At 72.4% G+C, this 19,742-nt stretch carries 14 protein-coding genes; 9 read left to right on the forward strand and 5 right to left on the reverse strand.

The annotated features are described in order from the left end of the window. Nucleotides 1-119: 119 nt before the first annotated feature. Entirely contained in the window at nucleotides 120-1,967 is a 1,848-nt protein-coding gene (locus EDD30_RS07055; protein WP_143162833.1) for a GGDEF domain-containing protein, read from the reverse strand. Nucleotides 1,968-2,155: 188 nt separating this feature from the next. Here EDD30_RS07055 and EDD30_RS07060 point away from each other — a divergent pair, with 188 nt between their 5' ends. Continuing rightward, nucleotides 2,156-4,912 (forward strand): helix-turn-helix transcriptional regulator, encoded by a 2,757-nt coding sequence (locus EDD30_RS07060; protein ID WP_071807436.1) that lies wholly within the window; start codon nucleotides 2,156-2,158, stop codon nucleotides 4,910-4,912. Nucleotides 4,913-4,999: 87 nt separating this feature from the next. Further along, nucleotides 5,000-7,225, forward strand: a complete 2,226-nt coding sequence (locus tag EDD30_RS07065) for a M4 family metallopeptidase (RefSeq protein ID WP_244945152.1) — start codon at nucleotides 5,000-5,002, stop codon at nucleotides 7,223-7,225. 48 nt (nucleotides 7,226-7,273) lie between these two features. Here EDD30_RS07065 and EDD30_RS07070 read toward each other — a convergent pair whose 3' ends face one another. Next, complete coding sequence (locus tag EDD30_RS07070; protein WP_071807437.1) at nucleotides 7,274-7,651, reverse strand: DUF2795 domain-containing protein; 378 nt, start codon at nucleotides 7,649-7,651, stop codon at nucleotides 7,274-7,276. Between the two features lie 126 nt (nucleotides 7,652-7,777). Between EDD30_RS07070 and EDD30_RS07075 the strand changes: the two genes are divergently transcribed. The 4 genes from EDD30_RS07075 (at nucleotide 7,778) to EDD30_RS07090 (ending at nucleotide 11,672) form a co-directional block, all read left to right on the forward strand. Further along, entirely contained in the window at nucleotides 7,778-8,902 is a 1,125-nt protein-coding gene (locus EDD30_RS07075; protein ID WP_123678126.1) for a baeRF2 domain-containing protein, read from the forward strand. A 122-nt stretch (nucleotides 8,903-9,024) separates the two neighbouring features. Further along, nucleotides 9,025-9,345 (forward strand): STAS domain-containing protein, encoded by a 321-nt coding sequence (locus EDD30_RS07080; protein ID WP_071805088.1) that lies wholly within the window; start codon nucleotides 9,025-9,027, stop codon nucleotides 9,343-9,345. Nucleotides 9,346-9,358: 13 nt separating this feature from the next. Next, nucleotides 9,359-11,263: a PP2C family protein-serine/threonine phosphatase gene (locus tag EDD30_RS07085; protein ID WP_084556346.1), complete on the forward strand. Its 1,905-nt coding sequence runs from the start codon at nucleotides 9,359-9,361 to the stop codon at nucleotides 11,261-11,263. Next, on the forward strand, nucleotides 11,256-11,672 hold the full coding sequence (locus EDD30_RS07090; RefSeq protein WP_244945153.1) for an ATP-binding protein: 417 nt from the start codon (nucleotides 11,256-11,258) through the stop codon (nucleotides 11,670-11,672). Before EDD30_RS07085 ends, EDD30_RS07090 begins: the two co-directional genes overlap by 8 nt. A gap of 103 nt (nucleotides 11,673-11,775) precedes the next feature. On the opposite strand, the gene pntB is transcribed toward EDD30_RS07090, so the two are convergent. After that, nucleotides 11,776-13,224, reverse strand: a complete 1,449-nt coding sequence (gene pntB / locus EDD30_RS07095) for a Re/Si-specific NAD(P)(+) transhydrogenase subunit beta (RefSeq protein ID WP_123678127.1) — start codon at nucleotides 13,222-13,224, stop codon at nucleotides 11,776-11,778. A gap of 4 nt (nucleotides 13,225-13,228) precedes the next feature. Continuing rightward, nucleotides 13,229-14,752: a Re/Si-specific NAD(P)(+) transhydrogenase subunit alpha gene (locus EDD30_RS07100; protein ID WP_071805090.1), complete on the reverse strand. Its 1,524-nt coding sequence runs from the start codon at nucleotides 14,750-14,752 to the stop codon at nucleotides 13,229-13,231. A gap of 499 nt (nucleotides 14,753-15,251) precedes the next feature. Here EDD30_RS07100 and EDD30_RS07105 point away from each other — a divergent pair, with 499 nt between their 5' ends. The 3 genes from EDD30_RS07105 (at nucleotide 15,252) to EDD30_RS07115 (ending at nucleotide 19,259) form a co-directional block, all read left to right on the forward strand. After that, nucleotides 15,252-16,895 (forward strand): methyl-accepting chemotaxis protein, encoded by a 1,644-nt coding sequence (locus tag EDD30_RS07105; protein ID WP_170208258.1) that lies wholly within the window; start codon nucleotides 15,252-15,254, stop codon nucleotides 16,893-16,895. A gap of 11 nt (nucleotides 16,896-16,906) precedes the next feature. Then, nucleotides 16,907-18,247 (forward strand): ABC transporter substrate-binding protein, encoded by a 1,341-nt coding sequence (locus EDD30_RS07110; RefSeq protein WP_071805092.1) that lies wholly within the window; start codon nucleotides 16,907-16,909, stop codon nucleotides 18,245-18,247. Nucleotides 18,248-18,383: 136 nt separating this feature from the next. Continuing rightward, nucleotides 18,384-19,259 (forward strand): ATP-binding protein, encoded by an 876-nt coding sequence (locus EDD30_RS07115; RefSeq protein ID WP_143162654.1) that lies wholly within the window; start codon nucleotides 18,384-18,386, stop codon nucleotides 19,257-19,259. Here the strand turns inward: EDD30_RS07115 and EDD30_RS07120 are convergent. Then, a complete protein-coding gene (locus EDD30_RS07120) occupies nucleotides 19,256-19,726 on the reverse strand; it encodes a MarR family winged helix-turn-helix transcriptional regulator (RefSeq protein ID WP_071805093.1) in 471 nt (156 codons plus the stop codon). The two genes, EDD30_RS07115 and EDD30_RS07120, sit on opposite strands and share 4 nt — an antisense overlap. Between the last annotated feature and the right edge of the window lie 16 nt (nucleotides 19,727-19,742).

The following is a 19,742-nucleotide window of genomic DNA, read 5'->3' on the forward strand; positions in this document are numbered from 1 at the left end:
GGCAGGCGCGGATCCGCCCCAGTGAGCGCTGTCATCTGGTGGCGGTGAGCCGAGTCAGGACGATTTGCTGACCGCGGTCATGTTTCCACCGCGCAGCAGCAGGTCGGTACGGGTCGGCCTTACGCGGGGACCGCAACGGGCACGTCCTCGGCGGCGGAGGCCGGGGCCGGGTTGCCGATCTCGCCGGTGGCCACGAGAGCCAGGAACTGGTCCACGATGTGCGACGGGAACTGCACACCGCGGCAGCGGCGGAGCTCCGCGCGGGCCAGGTCCTGCGTCATCGCCGGCCGCTCGCGGCTCGGCGAGAGCATGACGGCCCAGGCGGCGCAGACCGCGGACACCGCGCCGGCCGGGACCGGCACGGCGTCGGGGCGGCGGCTCGCGGCCTCGGCCACGACCGCGGCCCAGTCCTGGATGCGGCGGTCGAGGTCCGACAGCGCGTCGCGGTGGACGGCGGCCGGTTCCGTACGGTCCTCGAGATCGCCGATCACGACGCGGTCGCGGCCACCGCGCTTGGCGGCGTAGAGGGCGGCGTCGGCGGTGTTGACCAGGTCGTCCGCGGTGAGCGCCTGCGGCGGCAGGGCGGCGACGCCCCCGATCGACACGGTGATCGCGACCGGAGTGCGGCCGTCCACCAGGACGGGCGACTCGCTCATCCGGGTCCGGATGCGTTCGGCCAGGACGGCCAGGTTCTCCGGGTCCGTGGCCGTGGTCAGGACGGCGAACTCCTCGCCGCCGAAGCGGGCGACGACATCGCTGGCGCGGCAGGTGGTGCTCAGCCGGCGGGCGACCTCGGCCAGGACCTGGTCGCCGGCGGGGTGACCGTACGTGTCGTTGACGCACTTGAAGTGGTCGACGTCGAGCAGCAGCAGGGCGGACGATCCACCGGACCGGGCGACACGCTCGCCCTCCACCCGCAACTGCTCCGAGAGGAAGCGCCGGGTGTAGAGGCCGGTGAGGGCGTCGGTGATGGCCAGCCGGCGCTGCACCGCGATGAGACCCGCCATGCGCATCAGCACGAGCAGGAAGAGCACGCCCGAGGCGCCCACCACGACGAGGTCGGACTTGGCCGCGCCCCGCAGGTTCTGCACCACCAGCACGGCCGGAGCCATCGCGGTGGCGAACCCCAGCAGCACCACGCGGTACGGCGTGGCGCCCGAGCGGACGTCCGCCGGGTCGCCCACGTGGCGCATCGACGGGTGCAGCCCGGCCGCACCGAGCGCGACGTAGCCGAGCAGCCAGAACGCGTCGGGCCAGTTGCCGTCCTCGAACGAGCCGGTCAGGGTGAGCAGGCCGTAGGTGGTGTCGCCGAAAAGGTTCATCCCGAGGAAGGCCAGCAGCAGGTGATAGGCCCGCTGGCGGACCCCGCCGCTGAGCATCAGGCGGATGGCCACGGTGAGCACGCACAGGTCCATCACCGGGTAGGCGGTGGCCGCGATGCGGTCCAGTATGTTGATGTCCGGGGCGGTGACCGTGGGGTGGATGAGGAACACCCACCACAGCACCGCGGCGCCCACGGCGAGGATCGCGGTGTCGACCAGCGCGGCCGTGTTGCGCTGCGGGGAGCGCCGCCGGATCAGCCTCACCAGGCCGACGGCGACGAGGACGTACTGCGAGAGGTAGAGGAGGTTCGCCGCCGGCGGGTAGCTGGCGTCGTCCTGTGAGGCGACGTAGTAGGTGACGTCGCCCGCGGTGTACATCACCTGGCCGGCGACGAACAGCCACCAGGTCGAGCTGGGCTCCGGTCGGTGCTTGCGGATGCCCACCGCGAGCGCGACCGCGGTCGACGCACTGATCAGGCAGTAGAGGAACGTCTGAATCGTGGCTCCGCGCTCGGTGGCGGGAACCATGAAGTAGCCGGCAACGGGCACCAGAGCGCCGACCGACCAGGCGATCCACGCCCACGACCAGGCAGACGGCGTCGTACGCGTGGCGGCGGCCCCTGCCGGGCGATTCAGAGATGTCACGCCACCATGACACCAGCGAGCCGTTCTCCGGCCGGGTGTCGCCCGGTTGCCGGACGGGTGCCGTCACAGGGGCTTATCAAGATTGTCATATTCACAAGCATTGATGCTTTCTGGTGAATTTCTCTAGGCTGAAGTCCTCGATTCGCCCTGCACGGGGGGAGACGGCCCTGGACACCGGTGTACGGCCCATGACCACCCTGTTCGGCAGGGCGCCCCTGCTCGCCGCCGTCGAGGCGCGCCTGATTTCAGGCGGGGGTGTGGCGCTGCACGGGCCGGAGGGCATCGGTAAGACCGCCCTGCTCGACGCCGTGGCTTCCGCGGCCACCGCGCGCGACGAACTGGTCGTGCGGTTACGGCCGGCGGCGGCCGAGCGGCTCCTTCCGTACGCGGGGATCGCCGATCTCGTGGCGCAGTTGCCGGCGACCGCCGTCGCCACCCTGCCCCCGGCCCACCGGGCGGCCCTGACGATGCTGCGTCAGGGCACCGCCCCGCGGACGGGCGCCCCGGCGCCGGCCCGCCGCCTGGTGCTGCCGAGCCTGCTCGCGCACTGCGCCCGGACGCGGCCGGTGCTGCTCGTGCTCGACGACGTGCAGTGGCTCGACGCGGAGTCGGCCGAGCTGGTGGGCTTCGCGATGCGCCGGCGTCCCGGGCCGCGGGTCCGGGTGGTCGCGGCGCAGCGCCTCCCGGACGACGCGGGGCGGCACCGGGCCGCGCGGCTGTGCCCGGCCCCGGTGGCGGACCTGTCGGTGCCGCCGCTGAACGCCGACGATCTCACCGCGCTGCTCGAGGCGCGGGGACTGCCGTGCCGGGCAGCGGCCCGGCTGCACGAGGCCAGCGGCGGCAACCCGTTCCTGGCGCTGACGCTGGCCGCCGTGGCGCCCGGGCCGCCCTGGCGTCCGGCGGCGCTGCCCGAGGCGGCGCGGGACCTGCTGCGCCGCCGGGTCGCCGTCCTGTCGCCGCCGGTCGCCGCGACCCTGCTGGTGGCTGCACTGGCCACGGAACCGACACTCACGGTGCTGGTGCGCTCGGGCCACGAGGACGCCGACCGGGATCTGCGGGTCGCCGCGGCCGCCGGAGTGGTGCGGACCGACGGGGAGACGATCCTGTTCACGCCGCCGGCGCTGGCCGACGTGCTCGCCGAGGACGCCGGCGCCGCCCGCCGGGCCGGGGTCCACGACGCGCTCGCCAACACGGCGCTGGACGAGACGATCGCCGTACGGCACCGGGCCCTGCGCAGCGGCCGCCCGGACGCGGACGTGGCCCGCGACCTGCTCGAGGCGGCCGAGCGGGCGCTGCGCCGCAATGCCGGGCGTACGGCCGCCGAGCTGTACCTGCTCGCCGCCGACCGCTGCCCGCGCAGCCTCGCCGCCGAGCGCTTCGACTGGCTCGTCGCCGCGGCGCGCACCGCCAGCGCCACGGGCGCCCCCGCGGTCGCCGGGCGGGCCGCGGAAGCCGTGCTGGCCGCCGCCGACGCACCGGCCGCCCACCGGGTCCAGGCCCGGATCGTGCTCCTGGACCTGGCCGGTCAGGCCCTCGGCGACATGGACGAGACGTTCGCCGGGGCGCTCAACGAGGCCGGCACCGACGCGACTCTGCTCGCGCCGGTGAAGCTGCGGCTCGCCTGGGCCGCGATGCTAGGCGGTGCGGTGCGCACGGCCGGGATGTGCGCCGCCGAGTCGGCCCGCTCGGCCCGCGCGGCCGGCGATCCGACGACCGAGGCGATGGCGCTCAGCTCCCTCGCCCAGGTCCAGCGGCTGCGCGGCGATCCGCAGTGGACCGGCACCCTGCACCGGGCGCTGTCGTTGCCCGCGCCGCAGGTGCCGGGCCTGCTGCATCTGAGCCCGCGCTACCTGGCGGCACGCTTCGCCATGATGGACGACCGGCTGGACGAGGCCCGCGCCGAGCTGCTCACCCTGCTCGCCGTCGCCGAGCACGACCGCGCCGGCGAGGCCCTGGTGGAGGTGTTGCGCAGCCTGTCCGAGGTGGCCACCAGGGCCGGCCGGTGCCGCGAGGCGCTGGGGTACGCCCACCGCGCCGTCGCCGCCGCCCAACAGGCCGGCATGAGTCCCGGCCCCACCTGGTACACCGCGGCCGTGGCCGAGCTGGCCGGAGGCAGCCTCGCCGCAGCCTCGGGGTACGCCCGGCGCGGCGTGCGCGCCTCGGAGCAGGAGGGCGACAGCCTGTATCTGCGCCGGAACCTGCACGCCCTGGGACAGGCGCAGCTCCGCGCCGGCGAGACCCGGGGCGGCGTCGCCACCCTGCGCCGGCTGAGCGGCCTCGGCGACGGCGCCGCGGACCCGATGATCGTGCGCTGGCAGGGCGACCTCGCGGGCGGCCTGGCCGCGCTCGGCGAGCACGACGAGGCCGCCGCGAACCTCGCCGAGGCGCGGGCCGCCGCGGCCCGCCTGGGGACCGCCCCGGGCCTGAACGGCTACCTCGACCGGGCGACCGCGGTGGTGCTCTCCGAGCGGGGCCAGGCCGACTCCGCGGTGCTGCTCTGCGCCGCCGCCGCGCAGCACTTCGCGGACCTGCGCCAGCCGCTCGAGCAGGCCCACGCCCTGCTGGTACAGGGTGGGGCGGAGCGGCGCCGCCGCCGGTACGCGGCCGCCCGCGCCGCCCTGGGCGCGGCGCTCGCCCTGTTCCTCGCCGCCGAGGCGAAGCCGTGGACCGAGCAGGCGCAGCGGGCGTTCGCGCATACCGAAGGAACCGCCGCACCCCCCACCGACCTGGGGCTGACCTCGACCGAGGCCCGCATCGCGGGACTCGTGCGCGACGGGGCCAGCAACCGCGAGATCGCCGGCCGCCTGTTCCTCAGCATCAAGACCGTGGAGGCGACCCTGACCAGGGTGTACCGCAAGCTCGGCGTCCGCTCGCGGACCCAGCTCTCCCAGCGGCTCCCGGCGACAAGGGTTTTCCCCGATTCGGTGACGACCGTCGATGCATAGCGTCACTGCTCAACAGCCTGGTTCCTCCCGACCCCGGGAGGCCATCCAGGCCTCGCCCGGACCGGGTCGAGAGAAGGAGTGATGAGCGTGGGACGCAGAAGACTCATCTCAGCATCGGCGGCGCTCGCCGCCGGGGCCGCGCTGACGCTGGCCGCGGCGCCGGCCTCGGCCCGACCCCAGCGGGCGCCCAGTCCGCCGTCCGGCCCCGAGCTGGCCGCGGCGGCCGCCGACCGGCTCGTGAACAGCGCCGGCACCGCGTCGCTGCTGCGCCGCTCCGACGGTGACACGCTCCAGCGGACCGGCGTCGTGCAGGGCACCCGCGGGCTGCAGTATGTGACGTACGCGCGGACGTTCCGGGGCCTGCCGGTGGTCGGCGGCGACGTCGTGGTGACCACCGACGCGGCGGGCACGGTCAAGGACACCGCGGTCGCGCAGACCGCGCACATCGCGGTCGGCACCACCGCGACCGTCACCGCCGAGAAGGCGACCGCGGCCGCCAAGGGCCGGCTGGCCTCGGTGGACAGCGCGGCGGCGCCGCAGCTCAAGGTGCTCGCCTGGGGCACGCCGAAGCTTGTGTACGAGGCCGTCGTCGAGGGCCGTACGGCGCAGCACACCCCCAGCAACCTGCACGTCTTCGTCGACGCGCACACCGGCAAGGTGGTCGACCAGGTCGACTACGTGCGCGCGGGCACCGGCAACGGCTACTACTACGGCAACGTCACGATCAACACCTCCGGCTCCGGCTCGTCGTTCTCGATGACCGACCCCGTCCGGACCGGCCTCAAGTGCGGCGGGCAGAACGGCAGCGCGTACACCGGCACCGACGACGCCTGGGGCAACGGCTCCGGGACGAATCTCGAGACCGCCTGCGTCGACGCGCTGTGGGGCGCCCAGCGCCAGGTCGACATGCTCGCCGCCTGGTTCAACCGCGGCAGCATCAACGGCAACGGCAACAACCCGCCGATCCGGGTCGGGCTGAACGACGTCAACGCGTACTGGAACGGGTCCTTCACGAACTTCGGCCACAACCAGGCCAACACCCGCCAGGCCACGCCGATCGACGTGGTGGCGCACGAGATGGGTCACGCGATCTTCCAGTACACGCCGGGCGGTGCCGGCGGCGGCAACGAGAACGGCGGCATCAACGAGGCCACCGGCGACATCTTCGGCGCCCTGACCGAGGCGTACGCCAACAGCCCGCTCGACCCGCCGGACTACCAGGTCGGTGAGGAGGTCGACCTGGTCGGCGACGGCCCGATCCGCTACATGTACAACCCGTCCCTGGCCGGCGACCCCAACTGCTGGTCCACCGCGATCCCGTCGACCGAGGTGCACGCCGCGGCGGGCCCGTTGAACCACTGGTTCTACCTGGTCGCCGAGGGCTCGGCGCCGAGCAACGGCCAGCCCTCCAGCCCGACCTGCAACTCGTCGACGGTCACCGGCATCACCATCCGCAAGGCCGGCGAGATCTACTACAACGCCCTGCAGGCCAAGACCTCCACCTGGCGGTACGCCAACATCCGTACGGCGTCGCTCACCGCCGCGAAGAACCTCTACCCGAACAGTTGCACCGAGTTCAACACCGTGAAGGCGGCCTGGAACGCGATCAGCGTCCCCGCGCAGACCGGCGAGTCGACCTGCACGGGCACCCCGGGCAACGACTTCTCGATCTCGGCCTCCCCGGCCTCGGGCAGCGTCACCGCGGGCTCGGCGGCCACCACCACCATCGCCACCGCCACCACGTCCGGCTCGGCGCAGACCGTCGCGCTGAGCGCCTCGGGCCTGCCCAGCGGCGCCACCGCGACGTTCAACCCGGCGTCGGTGACCTCGGGGGCCTCCTCCACGCTGACGATCTCGACCAGCGCGTCGACCCCCTCGGGCAGCTACCCGATCACGGTGACCGGCACCGGCTCGGCCACCCACTCGGTCACGTACACGCTGAACGTGACCGGCGGACCCGGCGGCAACTGTACCGGGAGCAACGGCACCGACGTCACCATCCCGGACGCCGGCGCGGCGGTGACCAGCACGATCACGATCAGCGGCTGCGGGCGCAACGCGTCGGCGACCTCCACGGTGGCGGTGAACATCGTCCACACCTACCGCGGTGACCTGGTGATCGACCTGGTCGCGCCGGACGGCACGGCCTACCGGCTGAAGAACAGCAGCCTCACCGACAGCGCCGACAACGTCGACGCCACCTACACGGCCAACCTGTCGGGCGAGGCCGGCAACGGCGCCTGGAAGCTGCAGGTCCGCGACGTGTACAGCGCGGACACCGGCTACCTCAACACCGGAACCCTGACCCTCTGATCCGGCGGGACGAGCGTGACCCGGGCTGCCGATCCGGCGGCCCGGGTCTCATTGCGGTGCGCGCTCCGCCGGTCCCCGGCCGAGGGCCGCCCAGATCTCGGTGACGGTGTGGAAGACGACGCCCTCCGGCAACCTGTCCAGATCCGCGAGCACGTCGGTCGGAGCCCCGAGCGTCTCGGCTCCCCGCCGGATCGCCTCCCGGTCGCCCGGCATGCTGGACAAGCCGATGTACCGACCGAAGCGGCTGAGGTCCGCGTGGTCATCCATGGCCTGCATCCGGCTCGCCTCGGGCTGGTCCTCGCCCGCGGGCTCGGCGGTCTTCCACTCCTCGGCCCGGCCGCCGGCCACGCCCTGGACGATGCCGCGAACCTCCTGCTCCATCTCTTCGTCGAGACGGGGCCCGTGTTTGCTGCTCACTCGTTCCATGATTGCCGAGTGCCCCGGGCAAGCTGGGGTAAACCGGTCAGGACGGGCAGTCCGTCAACACGACCGCGGCCGGCGAGAAGCCGCCGGACGTGGGTAGGCAGCATGCCCGAACTGAGAGGCGATGTGATGAATCTGAGTTTTCTCCGGCCGCTCTACGACCGGCCCGGGTCCTGGGTCTCCGTGTACCTGGACGCGACCCGGGCGAGCGAGAACGCCGATCACGAAGTAGCGCTGCGCTGGCAGGCACTGCGCGACAAACTGCTCGACCAGGGCGCGGACCCGGCGACCGTGGACGCCGTCGGTGCCGCCGTCGCACAACACCCGTACCAGCCGGGACGGTACGGGCTGGCGATCTTCGCCAACGCCGGCGAGGTCGTCCTGCTGGAGACCCTGTCCGCTCCCCCGGCCACCGACGAGGCCCACCACGGCCCCCTGCCGCACGCCATGCCACTGCTCGCCCAGCGCGGCGAGGACGTGCCGTACGTCCGGGTGCTCGCCGACCGCACCGGAGCCGAGCTCGAAGGCCTGTCCGTCGGCGGCGCACCGCGCCGGCGAACGGTCACCGGCAACGAGACCTTCCCGCTCCGGAAGGTGCACCCCGGCGGCTGGTCGCACCGGCACCACCAGATGGCCGTGGAGGAGGCGTGGAAGCGCAACGCCTCCGACGTGGCGGCGGCTGCCGTCGATCTTGCCGAGTCCGTCGGCGCCGAGGTCATCGTGGTCGGCGGCGACGTGCGGGCGGTACAGAACTTCACCGACCGGCTGCCCCGCCGCTGGCAGGACCGGGTGGTATCCACCGACGCCGGGTCGCGGCACGCCGGCGCCGACGAGGAAGCCCTCGACGACGTCACCATCCAGGCGATCGCCGAGGTGGCGGAGCGCCACGTCCGCGAGGCCGTCGACCGCTACGGCGCCCAGCGCGGCGCCGACGAGGCCGGCACCGGGCTGGCCGACGTGGTCACCCGGTTGCAGCGCGGACAGGTCGACACGGTCCTGCTGGTCAACGACTCGTCCTCCACCGACATGCTGTGGATCGCTCCGGACGACCCCACGCTCATCGCGGTCGACGAACGTCTGCTGCGCGAGTCCGGCGTCGACACACCCCAGCGGGTCCGCGCGGACGCCGCCCTCGTCCGGGCGACAGCCGGCACCGACGCGAACCTCGTCCTGGTCGGTCCCGGTGAAGCGGCGCTGGAGCACGGCATCGGCGCTGTGCTGCGCTACGCGGACGCGAGCACCGCGGCATCCTGACGATCGGTCGTGCCCGGACGGCCTTCGCCGTCCGGGGCATGGCGGTCGGCCGATCGGTGCCTCCCCCCGGCGACGTCCGGGGCGTAGCGTGAAGAACCGGACATGCGGAGAGGGGCGCGCGCGTGCAAACAGTCTCGGTGGACACGAGCGTCGAGGGCCGGCTGGACGTGGTGCTGCGGGGAGAGCTGGACTTCACCAACGCCTCGCAGGTCGCCAAGGTGGTGAAGGAAGCGATCACCGGTGGCCGGCCACCTGCGGTACGCGTGCACCTGGCAGAGGTCACCTTTCTGGATTCCTCCGGCATCGGTCTCCTGGTGCGTGCCATGAAGGCTGCCGACGAGGTCGGCGCCGACTTCCGCGTCGAGAATCCCACCGACAAAGTTCTCGATCAGCTGCGGATGTCCGGCCTGCTGGAGGCGTTCGGCCTACCCCAGACCGAGTAGAGAGAGGCCGGGCATGTCAGCGGACGGACATCAGGGGTACCTGCAGCGCCTGGCCGACCTGGAGGCGCAGATCGGCAGTGCCCGGCTGAGTCCCGCCGTGGTCTGCGAGCGGGCCGCGGGAATGCTCGCCGGGCGGATCGGCTGCCGCATCGACGAGGCCCACGCCCACATGCGGACCCTCGCCGGTCAGCAGGACAAGGACCTCGGGACCGTGGCAGCCGGAATCATCTCCGTCCTGGAGACCCGCCAGGCGACGCCGTCCCGGCGGCTACGCCGCAGCGCCGAGGAAGTGCTGCGGGTGGCACGTCAGCCGCCGACGCCACGTCCGCGGCACCGGACAGAGGTGTCTTCCGACGACGCGGCGCCCGGTTGGGCCGCCATCGTGCAACAGGCCCTGGACGCCATGCCGGGCAATCACATCGTGCTCGTCCCCATGCACGATGATGCCGGCCTGCTCGTCGACTACCGGCTCGTCGCGGTGAGCCGCACCCTGGTGGACCTGTCCGGCAACACCGGCTCGCGGCTGATCGGCCGGCGGGTGAGCGAGACGTATCCGACGATCGTCGGTGGGCCCGTGTGGCAGGCGTGGGCCGACGTCCTCGCCGACGGCCGGCAACGCCGGGTCGGTCCCTTCCCCTATGTCCACAGCGACGACGGGAAGTCCTCCGAACATCTGTTGTCCGCACGGGTGCACCCGTGCGGAACGGGCCTGCTGAACTCCTGGGTCCGCTTCGACGAGCAGACTCGCCTCGCCGAGCGCATCGCACAGACCGAACGGCTGGGCAACCTCGGCTGGGGCGAGTGGGACCTGGTCACCGACGCGACCGTGTGGTCCGACGAGCTGTACCGGATCTACGAACGAGATCCCGCCGACGGTCCCCTACCCCGGGAGGAGTCGGAGGCCCTCGGCCTGCCCGAGGACGAGCCGCTGCGCCGGCAGGCCGCGGAGGCCTTCGGCCGCGGTGAGACGGTCGATCTCACCGCCCGCACCAGGATCAATGGCAAGGTCAAACACCTGCGAGCGGTGATCGACGCGGTCCGCGACATCGACGGCAGGCCGGTCAAGATCTACGGGATCATCCAGGACGTCACGGCTCGGGAGACGAGCCGCCTCAAGCTCGCCGAGGTGCAGGAGGAACTGCGTACGCAGCAGCAGAACCTCCTCGCCGAGCACCGCCTGGCCGCTCGCCTTCAGCACATCGTCCTGCCGATCCCGGACGGCCCCATCGAGCTCCACGGGCTCCGGGCGGCGGTTCGCTACCTGCCGGCCGAGCAGGCCAGCCGGGTCGGCGGTGACTGGTACCACGCGGCGGCGGCAGGGGACGGCAGCATCGTCCTGGCCGTGGGCGACGTCGCCGGGCACGGCCTGCAGGCCGCCGCCACCATGGCCCAGCTGCGCCACGCCCTCGCCGCCCTGGCCGTCACGACCACGTCCGACCCGGCCGATCTTCTGACCCACCTCAACAGACTGCTCTACGCCGCGGATGCCGAGACCGGCACCGCCGCGATCGCGCGCTTCGACCCGGCCACCCAGGACCTCGCCTGGGCGCGGGCCGGGCACCCCGCGCCACTGCTCGCCCGGGCGGGAACCGTCACCGAGCTGTCCGACCGGCCCGGGCCGCTGCTCGGCGCCATCCTGGGCGCGGCGTACGCCACGTCCACCACCCGCCTGGATCTCGGCGACGTCCTGCTGCTCTACACCGACGGTCTCGTCGAGCACCGCTCGCGCACGCTCGACGAGGGCCTGGCCCCCGTCCTCACCGTCCTCGGGCGGGTCACCGCCGAACCCGGCCCCCCATCACTGGAGGCACTGCTCGGCGCCCTACGCCGGGCCAACCCCGACGACGACACCTGCATCCTCGCCGCCCACCGGCACGCCGGGGGTCCGGAATCGGATCCGGGAACCCGCCGTGGCTGACCCGTCCGAAACGCACACCCCGAGGCGGACGCATCCGCTGACCCGGGACTTCGACCTGGCCACGCTGGTCGCCCTCCGCCACGAGGTGCAGCAATGGGCACAGCGCAACGGCCTGACCGACCTGGCCCTCTACCGGTTCGTGGTTGCCGTCAACGAGATCACCACGAACGCCGTACGCCACGGCGGAGGTCGGGGCCGCATCGAGCTGTGGCGCGCCGGCGACCGCTTGCACTGCCGGGTCAGCGACCAGGGCACCGGCCTGCCCGCCGACCGGCACCGGCCCGCCCGCCCCGGCCCGCAAGCCGTCGGCGGACGGGGACTGTGGCTGGCCAGCGCCGGCATCGATGACCTCACCATCGACACCGGCAGGCACGGCACGAAGATAACCCTCTCCTGCCTCGCCTCCTAGCAGCCGGGCCCACGACGGTGCCGGCCGAGAGCGCGTCCGGGACGTCAGGAGCAGCCCGGCGCTCCGGCTGCCCGCCGTGCGCCGGGCTTGACGCCGCAGCCGGTCAGTGGCGCGCAGTTGCCGGCGCCGCGGCCGTGACCGCGCGGAGGATGTCGTCCACGCGGTCCTTCGCGTCGCCGAAGAGCATGGCGCAGTTGTCCCGGAAGAACAGCGGGTTCTGCACGCCGGCGTACCCGGAGGCCATGGACCGCTTGAAGACGACGACGTCGTCGGCCTCCCAGACGGTGAGCACCGGCATGCCGGCGATGGGGCTGCCCGGGTCCTCGGTGGCCGCCGGGTTCACCGTGTCGTTGGCGCCGATCACCAGCACCACCGAGGTGCCCGCGAAGTCGTCGTTGATCTCGTCCATCTCGCACACGATGTCGTACGGCACCCGCGCCTCGGCGAGCAGCACGTTCATGTGACCGGGCAGGCGGCCCGCCACCGGGTGGATGCCGAAGCGGACGTTCACGCCACGCTCGCGCAGGACCCGGGTGAGCTCGGCGATCCCGTGCTGCGCCTGGGCGACGGCCATCCCGTACCCGGGCGTGATGATCACGGAGTCGGCGGAGGTGAGCAGCTCGGCGACGCCCTCGGCGCTGGTCTCCCGGTGCTCGCCGTAATCCTTGTCGCCGGCGGGGCCGGCTTCGATGCCGAAGCCGCCGGCGATCACCGACAGGAAGGACCGGTTCATCGCCTTGCACATCACGTACGACAGGTACGCACCGGACGAGCCGACGAGCGCACCGGTGACGATGAGCAGGTCGTTCTCGAGCAGGAAGCCGGCGGCCGCGGCGGCCCAGCCGGAGTAGCTGTTGAGCATCGACACCACCACCGGCATGTCGCCGCCGCCGATCGAGGCGACGAGATGCCAGCCGAGCAGCAGGGCGACCACCGTGGCGGCGATCAGCATCCAGAGCTGGGACGACACCACGAAGCCGGCGGTGAGCGCGGCGAACGCGGCGAGGGCGGCGACGTTGAGCAGGTTCTTGCCGGGCAGCATCAGCGGGCTGGACTTGATCCGGGCGGACAGCTTGAGGAACGCCACGATCGAGCCGGTGAAGGTGACGGCGCCGATGAAGACGCCGATGACCACCTCGGCGCTGTGGATGCCGAGCATGCCCTGACCGCTCAGCAGCGCGGCCTCGGCGCCGTCCGGGTGGGCCTCGACGTGCAGGTAGCCGTTCCAGCCGACCAGCACCGCGGCGAGACCGACGAAGCTGTGCAGCACGGCGATCAGTTCGGGCATGCCCGTCATCTCGACCTTGCCGGCCCGGTACAGGCCGATGGCGGCACCGATCAGGACGGCGACGACGAGCAGGATCAGGCCGGTGCCGCTGATCTTGCGCTCGACCGCGAGGGCGATGGTGGCGGCCAGCGCGACGGCCATCCCGGCGATGCCGAAGGTGTTGCCGGCCTTGGCGGTCTCGTGCTTCGACAGACCGGCCAGCGCGAGGATGAAGAGCAGGGCGGCGACGATGTACGCCGCCTGCGCCGCGGTTTCGACGGTCATCAGATCAGCTCCTGGAGAACATGGCGAGCATGCGGCGCGTCACCGCGAAGCCCCCGACGACGTTGATGCTGGCCAGCAGGATCGCGACGAACGCCAGTCCGGTCACCAGGTTGTCGCCGTGCCCGAGTTGCAGCAGGGCGCCGACGACGATGATTCCGGAGATCGCGTTGGTCACCGACATCAGCGGCGTGTGCAGGGCGTGGTGCACGTGCCCGATCACGTAGTACCCGATGACGATCGCCAGGGCGAAGACGGTGAGGTGACCGCGCAGGGCGGCCGGCGCGAGAGCGGTGAGCAGGAACAGCGCGGCCGCACCGGCGCCGACCATCGCGAGCTGCCGCCCGGGCCGCTTGCGCGCGGGCGCCGGTGCCGCGGGCGCGGCGACGGCCGGTGCCGCGGCGGGCGCGGCGGAGACCGAGACCGGAGGCGGCGGCCAGGTCAGTTCGCCGTCGCGGACGACGGTCATCGAGCGCTGGACGACGTCGTCGAAGTCGAGGACGAGCTGCCCGTCCTTCTCCGGCGTCAGCAGCTTCATGAGGTTCACCAGGTTGGTGCCGTACAACTGGGAGGCCTGCGCCGGCAGCCGGCCGGGCAGGTCGGTGTAGCCGATGATGGTCACGCCGTTCGCGGTGACCACCACCTCGCCCGCGACGGTGCCCTCGACGTTGCCGCCGTTGGCCGCGGCCATGTCGACGATCACGCTGCCCGGCTTCATGCTCGCCACCATCGCCGCGGTGATCAGCCGCGGCGCCGGGCGCCCCGGGATCAGCGCGGTGGTGATGATGATGTCGACCTCGCCGGCCTGCGTGGCGTAGAGCCGGGCGGCGCGCTCGTTGTAGTCGTCGGACATCTCCTTGGCGTAGCCGGTCGACGAGACCTCGACATCGGCGGCCTCGATCGACAGGTACTCGCCGCCGAGCGACCTGACCTGGTCGGCCACCTCGGGCCGGGGGTCGGTCGCGCGGACGATCGCGCCCAGGCTGCCCGCGGCCCCGATGGCCGCCAGGCCGGCGACGCCCGCGCCCGCGACGAGCACCTTGGCCGGCGGCACCTTGCCCGCGGCGGTGACCTGACCGGTGAAGAACCGGCCGAAGGCGTGCGCGGCCTCGACGACCGCGCGGTAGCCGGCGATGTTGGCCATCGACGACAGCACGTCGAGGGACTGGGCCCGGGAGATGCGTGGGACCGCATCCATGGACAGCGCCGTGATCGGACGGCGGGCGAGGTCCGCGACCAGATCCTGGTCCAGGCGCGGATTCAGCATCCCGATCAGCGTGGCGCCGGCGCCGATCTTGTCGAGCTGCTCCGCGGGCAGCGGGTTGATCGTGAAGAGGACGTCCGCCGCCAGAGGGTCGCCGATGCTCGCTCCGGCACTGGCGTACGCCTCGTCGGAGAACGAGGAGCCGGAACCGGCGCCGGCCTCCACCACCACGTCGTATCCGAGCTTGACCAGCTCTGTCACGGTGGCAGGTGTCGCCGCGACGCGCCGCTCACCCGGATGCGGGTCACGCGGTACACCGATGATCATCCTTGACTCCCCTATTGAACTTGACCATGGAAACGTGGGATACGACCGGCCGGTTCAATGCCCGTACAAAATTCCTACTCGCCAGTAGGGATGTTGGGCGGTCCGGGGCCGCATCCCCAGAGCCCGACGGCCACTGTTGCGTAGGCCGATCGGATGATCGTCAAGGGACACTGGTGCGGTGTCGAGTCATGCCGCGCTGGGCGTCCTCGAGCCGGCTGCCGATGACCGCGGCGCCAGCCGCCGCGGCGTTCGTGTTCGCGTTCCGGTGGTGGCGATGGTGCGGCACTGGAAGGCGCCGCGGGCCTGGACCCGCCGCCGCTCAGCCGGCCCGGCCGACGGCACATTCCGGCGCCGTAGAGCCGCGCCGAACCTCGTTGGCGCCGATTCGGCGGATCCGGGCGCCGATTTTGTGGAATTGTTCCCTTAGATGATCGGCGCCGCCCCCCGTGCCCGATCGGCGCCCGCAGGCATGGTGAAAGACGTGTTATGGGGGGATTACGTGCGGATTCCATCGCGCAAGCTCGGGGCGTGGACCCGGAGCCTGCGGGCCATGGCGGCACGGGCCACGGGTGGCCGGGCCATGGGGGTACGGGCCAAGCTGCTCATGGTGGCGGCGGTGGCCGGGCTGGCCACGGTCGGCGTCGGCGTGGGCGGCATGGTGCAACTCGACTCCGTGGCCGACACCGCGACCCGGATCGCCGACCACCGGGTGCAGCAGGCACTGCGACTGGAGGCGGCTCGGACGTCGCTGCTGGAGTCGGACACCACCCTGCTGGAGCACGTGGCGCTGACCGACGACGTCTCGCGGCGGCGCGCGGAGAACGACATCAAGGCCGCCGATGCCGCGTACGACCAGGCGTGGGCGGCGTACGCGAAGGCCGGCGGCAACCGGTACGGCACGATCCGGGCGACGGAGGCCGGCGTCGCCACGTACCGGCAGTTCCGCGACGACACCATGCTGCCGGCCAGCCAGAAGGGTGACCTCGGGGCGTTCCAGAACGCCCGGTTCACCCAGATTGCGGTATTGCGCATCGCCAAGGGCAACCTCAACGAGCTGGCCAAGATGGAGACCGACGCGGTGACGGCCGGGGGCCGGAGCATCCGCGACGCCCGCACCGACGCCACCCGGCTGATGGTGGCGGCCACCGCGCTCGGCGTGGTGCTCGCCGCCGCCTGGGCGCTGCTCACGGCGTCGTCGATCCTGCGGCCCGTGCGCCGGGTGGAGACCGCCCTCGAGGCGATGGCCGCCGGCGACCTCACCGCGACCGTCGAGGTCGACAGCCAAGACGAGATCGGGCGCATGGCCGGCTGGTACGAGCGCGCCCGGCAGGGCATGCGCGACACGGTCACCGCCCTGACCACGGCGGCGAACGCCGTCGGCGAGGCCTCCGACCAGGTGTCCGCCTCCGGCGCCAGCATCGCCACCTCCACGGCCAGCGCCGCGCAGCAGGCGGTGAGCGCGACCTCCACCGCGGAGCTCGTCTCCCAGAACGTGCTCACCCTCGCCTCGGGCGGGGAGCAGATGGAGGCGTCGATCGGCAGCATCTCGCACAGCGCCAACGAGGCCGTCCGCGTGGCGTCGGAGGCGGTCGCCGTGGTGGCGGACACCACGACGTCCGTCGCGAAGCTGGGCAACTCCTCGGCCGAGATCGGCGACGTCGTCAAGGTGATCACCGCCATCGCGGAGCAGACCAATCTGCTGGCGCTGAACGCCACCATCGAGGCCGCGCGGGCCGGCGAGGCGGGCAAGGGCTTCTCCGTGGTCGCCGGCGAGGTGAAGGAGCTCGCCCAGGAGACCGCGCGGGCCACCGAGGACATCGCCCGCAGGGTCGACGCCATCCAGTCGGACAGCTCCGGCGCGGTGACCGCGATCAACCGGATCAGCGGGATCATCGAACAGATGAACGACTTCCAGTTGTCCATCGCCTCGTCCGTCGAGGAGCAGACCGCGACGACCAACGAGATGAACCGCAACGTCGGCGAGGCGGCCACCGGCACGCGCGAGATCGCGGGCACGATCCAGGTCCTCGCCGACGCGGTCAACAGTGCGGCCGACGACGGCGCGCGGGCACGGGTCGCCGCCGAGAACCTCGCCGGCACGGCCGAGGAGCTGCGCCAGGCCGTACGCCGGTTCCGGGCATGAGGAAGGACATCATGGGCAAGGGAAGCGGGCGCCGCCGGCGGGCACTGGCGGGCGTGCTGGCGACGGCTCTGCTGGCCGGATGCGGCGGTGCCGGATCCGAGGAGGCGAGCTTCGCGGATTCGTCGCAGTGCGAGCCCTATCGGAGCTACCAGGGCCGCAGCGGTACCACCGTCTCGGTCTTCTCGTCGATCCGCGACGTCGAGGGCGTCAACCTGGAGCAGGCCTGGCGCCTGTTCTCGGACTGCACCGGCATCAAGGTCGCCTACGAGGCGAGCGGGGACTTCGAGAAGGAGTTCCAGGCCCGGGTGGCCGACGGCAACGCCCCGGACATCGCATTCCTCCCGCAGCCCGGCATGATCCCCAAGCTGGCGGCGGACGGCGCGGTCAAGCCGGCGTCGGCCGCCACCAAGCAGCTCGCCGGGCAGAACTGGTCCGCGGACTGGTTGTCCTACGGCACCGTCCAGGACACGTTCTACGCCGCGCCGCTCGGCGCGAGCGTGAAGTCCTTCGTCTGGTACTCACCCGCCACCTTCAGGAAGAAGGGGTACGCCGTCCCGGACACGTGGAACGAGCTGATCGCGCTCAGCACGAAGATCGCGGCGGACGGCGTGAAACCGTGGTGCGCCGGCATCGAGTCCGGCGGCGCCACCGGCTGGCCGGCCACCGACTGGCTCGAGGACGTGATGCTGCGGACCCAGGGTCCCGAGACCTACGACAAATGGGTGTCCCACGAACTGCCGTTCAACGATCCCTCGGTCGTCGAGGCGACCGACAAGGCCGGCTCGATCCTGAAGAACCCGCGCTTCGTCAACGGCGGCTTCGGCGGCGTGACCAGCGTGGCCAGTACGCCGTTCCAGACGGCCGGGCTGCCGATCCTGCAGGGCCGCTGCGCCCTGCACCGGCAGGCGTCGTTCTACGCCACCCAGTGGCCGTCCGGAACGAAGGTGGCCGAGGACGGCGACGTCTATGCCTTCTACTTCCCCGCCGTCGACCCGGCGAAGGGCAAGCCGGTGCTCGTCGGCGGCGAGTTCGTCGTCGCCTTCGCGGACCGACCCGAGGTGCAGGCGTTCCAGACCTTCCTGGCCAGCGCCGAGTTCGCCACCGCCCGCGTTCAGCTCGGCTCCTGGGTGTCCGCCAACCGCGGCGTCGACCTCGGCGCCTACACGGGCGCGATCGACAAGCTGTCGGCCGAGATCCTGCAGGACCCGAAGTCGGTGGTCCGGTTCGACGGCTCCGACCTGATGCCCGGCACCGTCGGTGCGGGTTCCTTCTGGACCGGCATGACGGACTGGATCAAGGGCGAGGACACGCGCAGCACGCTGGACGCCATCGAAGCCTCCTGGAAGGACTGAGTCGGCACGCTTCCCCGTCGATCTGCGTCATCGGTGGTTCACACGGCGGTGAACGGCTTGTGACCATGCAGGCCTTTTGGGACGCTGGGCGAATACCGTCGCACATGAGGCGGCGGTCCGACGGAGCGGGTCCACCGTGAATCGTCAACGCAGTGGCGGGACCGGTAAAGAGCCGTCCCGCGGAGCGCCGGGTGGGCAGCCGCCGTACCTGTTCGAGCGGCACGATCCCCTGCACGGCGGGGGAATCGACGTCACCGTGGACATGGACGTGTCCATGGTGACGCTCGCCCTGCACGGCGCCTGGGAATCCCGCCTGCAGCACGCGACCTACGCCGCCATGGTGAAGTGCCTGAGCGAGCATCCCGCCGTTCTGCTCCTCGACCTGCGCGCTGTGACGGATCCGCACGCCGCCAGTGTGACCATGTGGATGACCGCCCGGCGGCTCGGCGACGGGATGGAGCCACCGGTCCAGATCCTCGCGTGCGTTCCCTCGGGCACCGCGCTCGGCGCTCGGCTCCACCGCCTGGGCGCCGCACGGTTCCTGTCGATCTACCCCACCATCGCCCTGGCCCGCGCCGCGGCCGGACGACGCCCGTTGACCGACCGCCTGGTGCTGCAGCTTCATCCCAGCTCCGGAGCCCCGGCCCGGGCCCGCGCCGCGGTCATCGACGCCTGCGCCGCCTGGCAGTTGCCCGAGCTGCGGGACCGTGCCTGCGTGGTGGTCTCCGAACTGGTCATCAACGCCGTCCAGCACGCCGGCACCGCGATCACCGTGGTCCTGTTCCGCCGTGGCTCCGCCATGCATCTCGCGGTCGGGGACGAGAACCCACGCCTCCCCCGGCTCCGCGATACGTTCCCGGCGTCCCTCGACGTCCAGCCGCATCAGCGCGGACTGGGGCTGCACATCGTGCACGCGGCGGCGACCGTGTGGGGTGCGGCGCCGACGGCGGACGGCAAGGTGGTCTGGGCCACGATCCGTCCCGGGACCGGCCGGCGGTGGCCGCCCTCCTAGAGGTACAGCGCGCGCAGCCGCGGGTCCGGGGTCTCGTCGGGCTCGGTCACGATCGCGGCGAGGACGTCCCGTAGCGCACGGACCGCTGAGGCACCATGGTCGCGGGTGAGGCGTCGTTCGTAGCGCTCGTGGAAACGGCGGGCGGCCGCCAGCGCCGACGCACCGCGGTCGGTCAGCTCCAGGCGCTGGGCCCGGCGGTCGTCCGGATCCGGGGTACGGCGGACGTAACCGCGCCGCTGCATGTCGTCGACGATCTGGGCCGCTGCCTGCTTGGTCACCTCGAGCCGGCCGGCCAGGTCGCTGACCGTCATCGGACGGTCCCCCAGCGCCCGGAAGACGAACCCGTCGGAGCGGCCCAGGTCGTCGAAGCCCTGCTCGGCCAGGAACGCGCGAAGGTCGCGGACGAAGTTCTGATACGCGAGCGCGAGCAGGATGCCGAAGTCGAGGGGTTGCGCCGGAGCGGACATGTCTCCATGATAGTCA

This window comes from Couchioplanes caeruleus (genome assembly GCF_003751945.1).
GTDB classification, from domain to species: domain Bacteria; phylum Actinomycetota; class Actinomycetes; order Mycobacteriales; family Micromonosporaceae; genus Actinoplanes; species Actinoplanes caeruleus.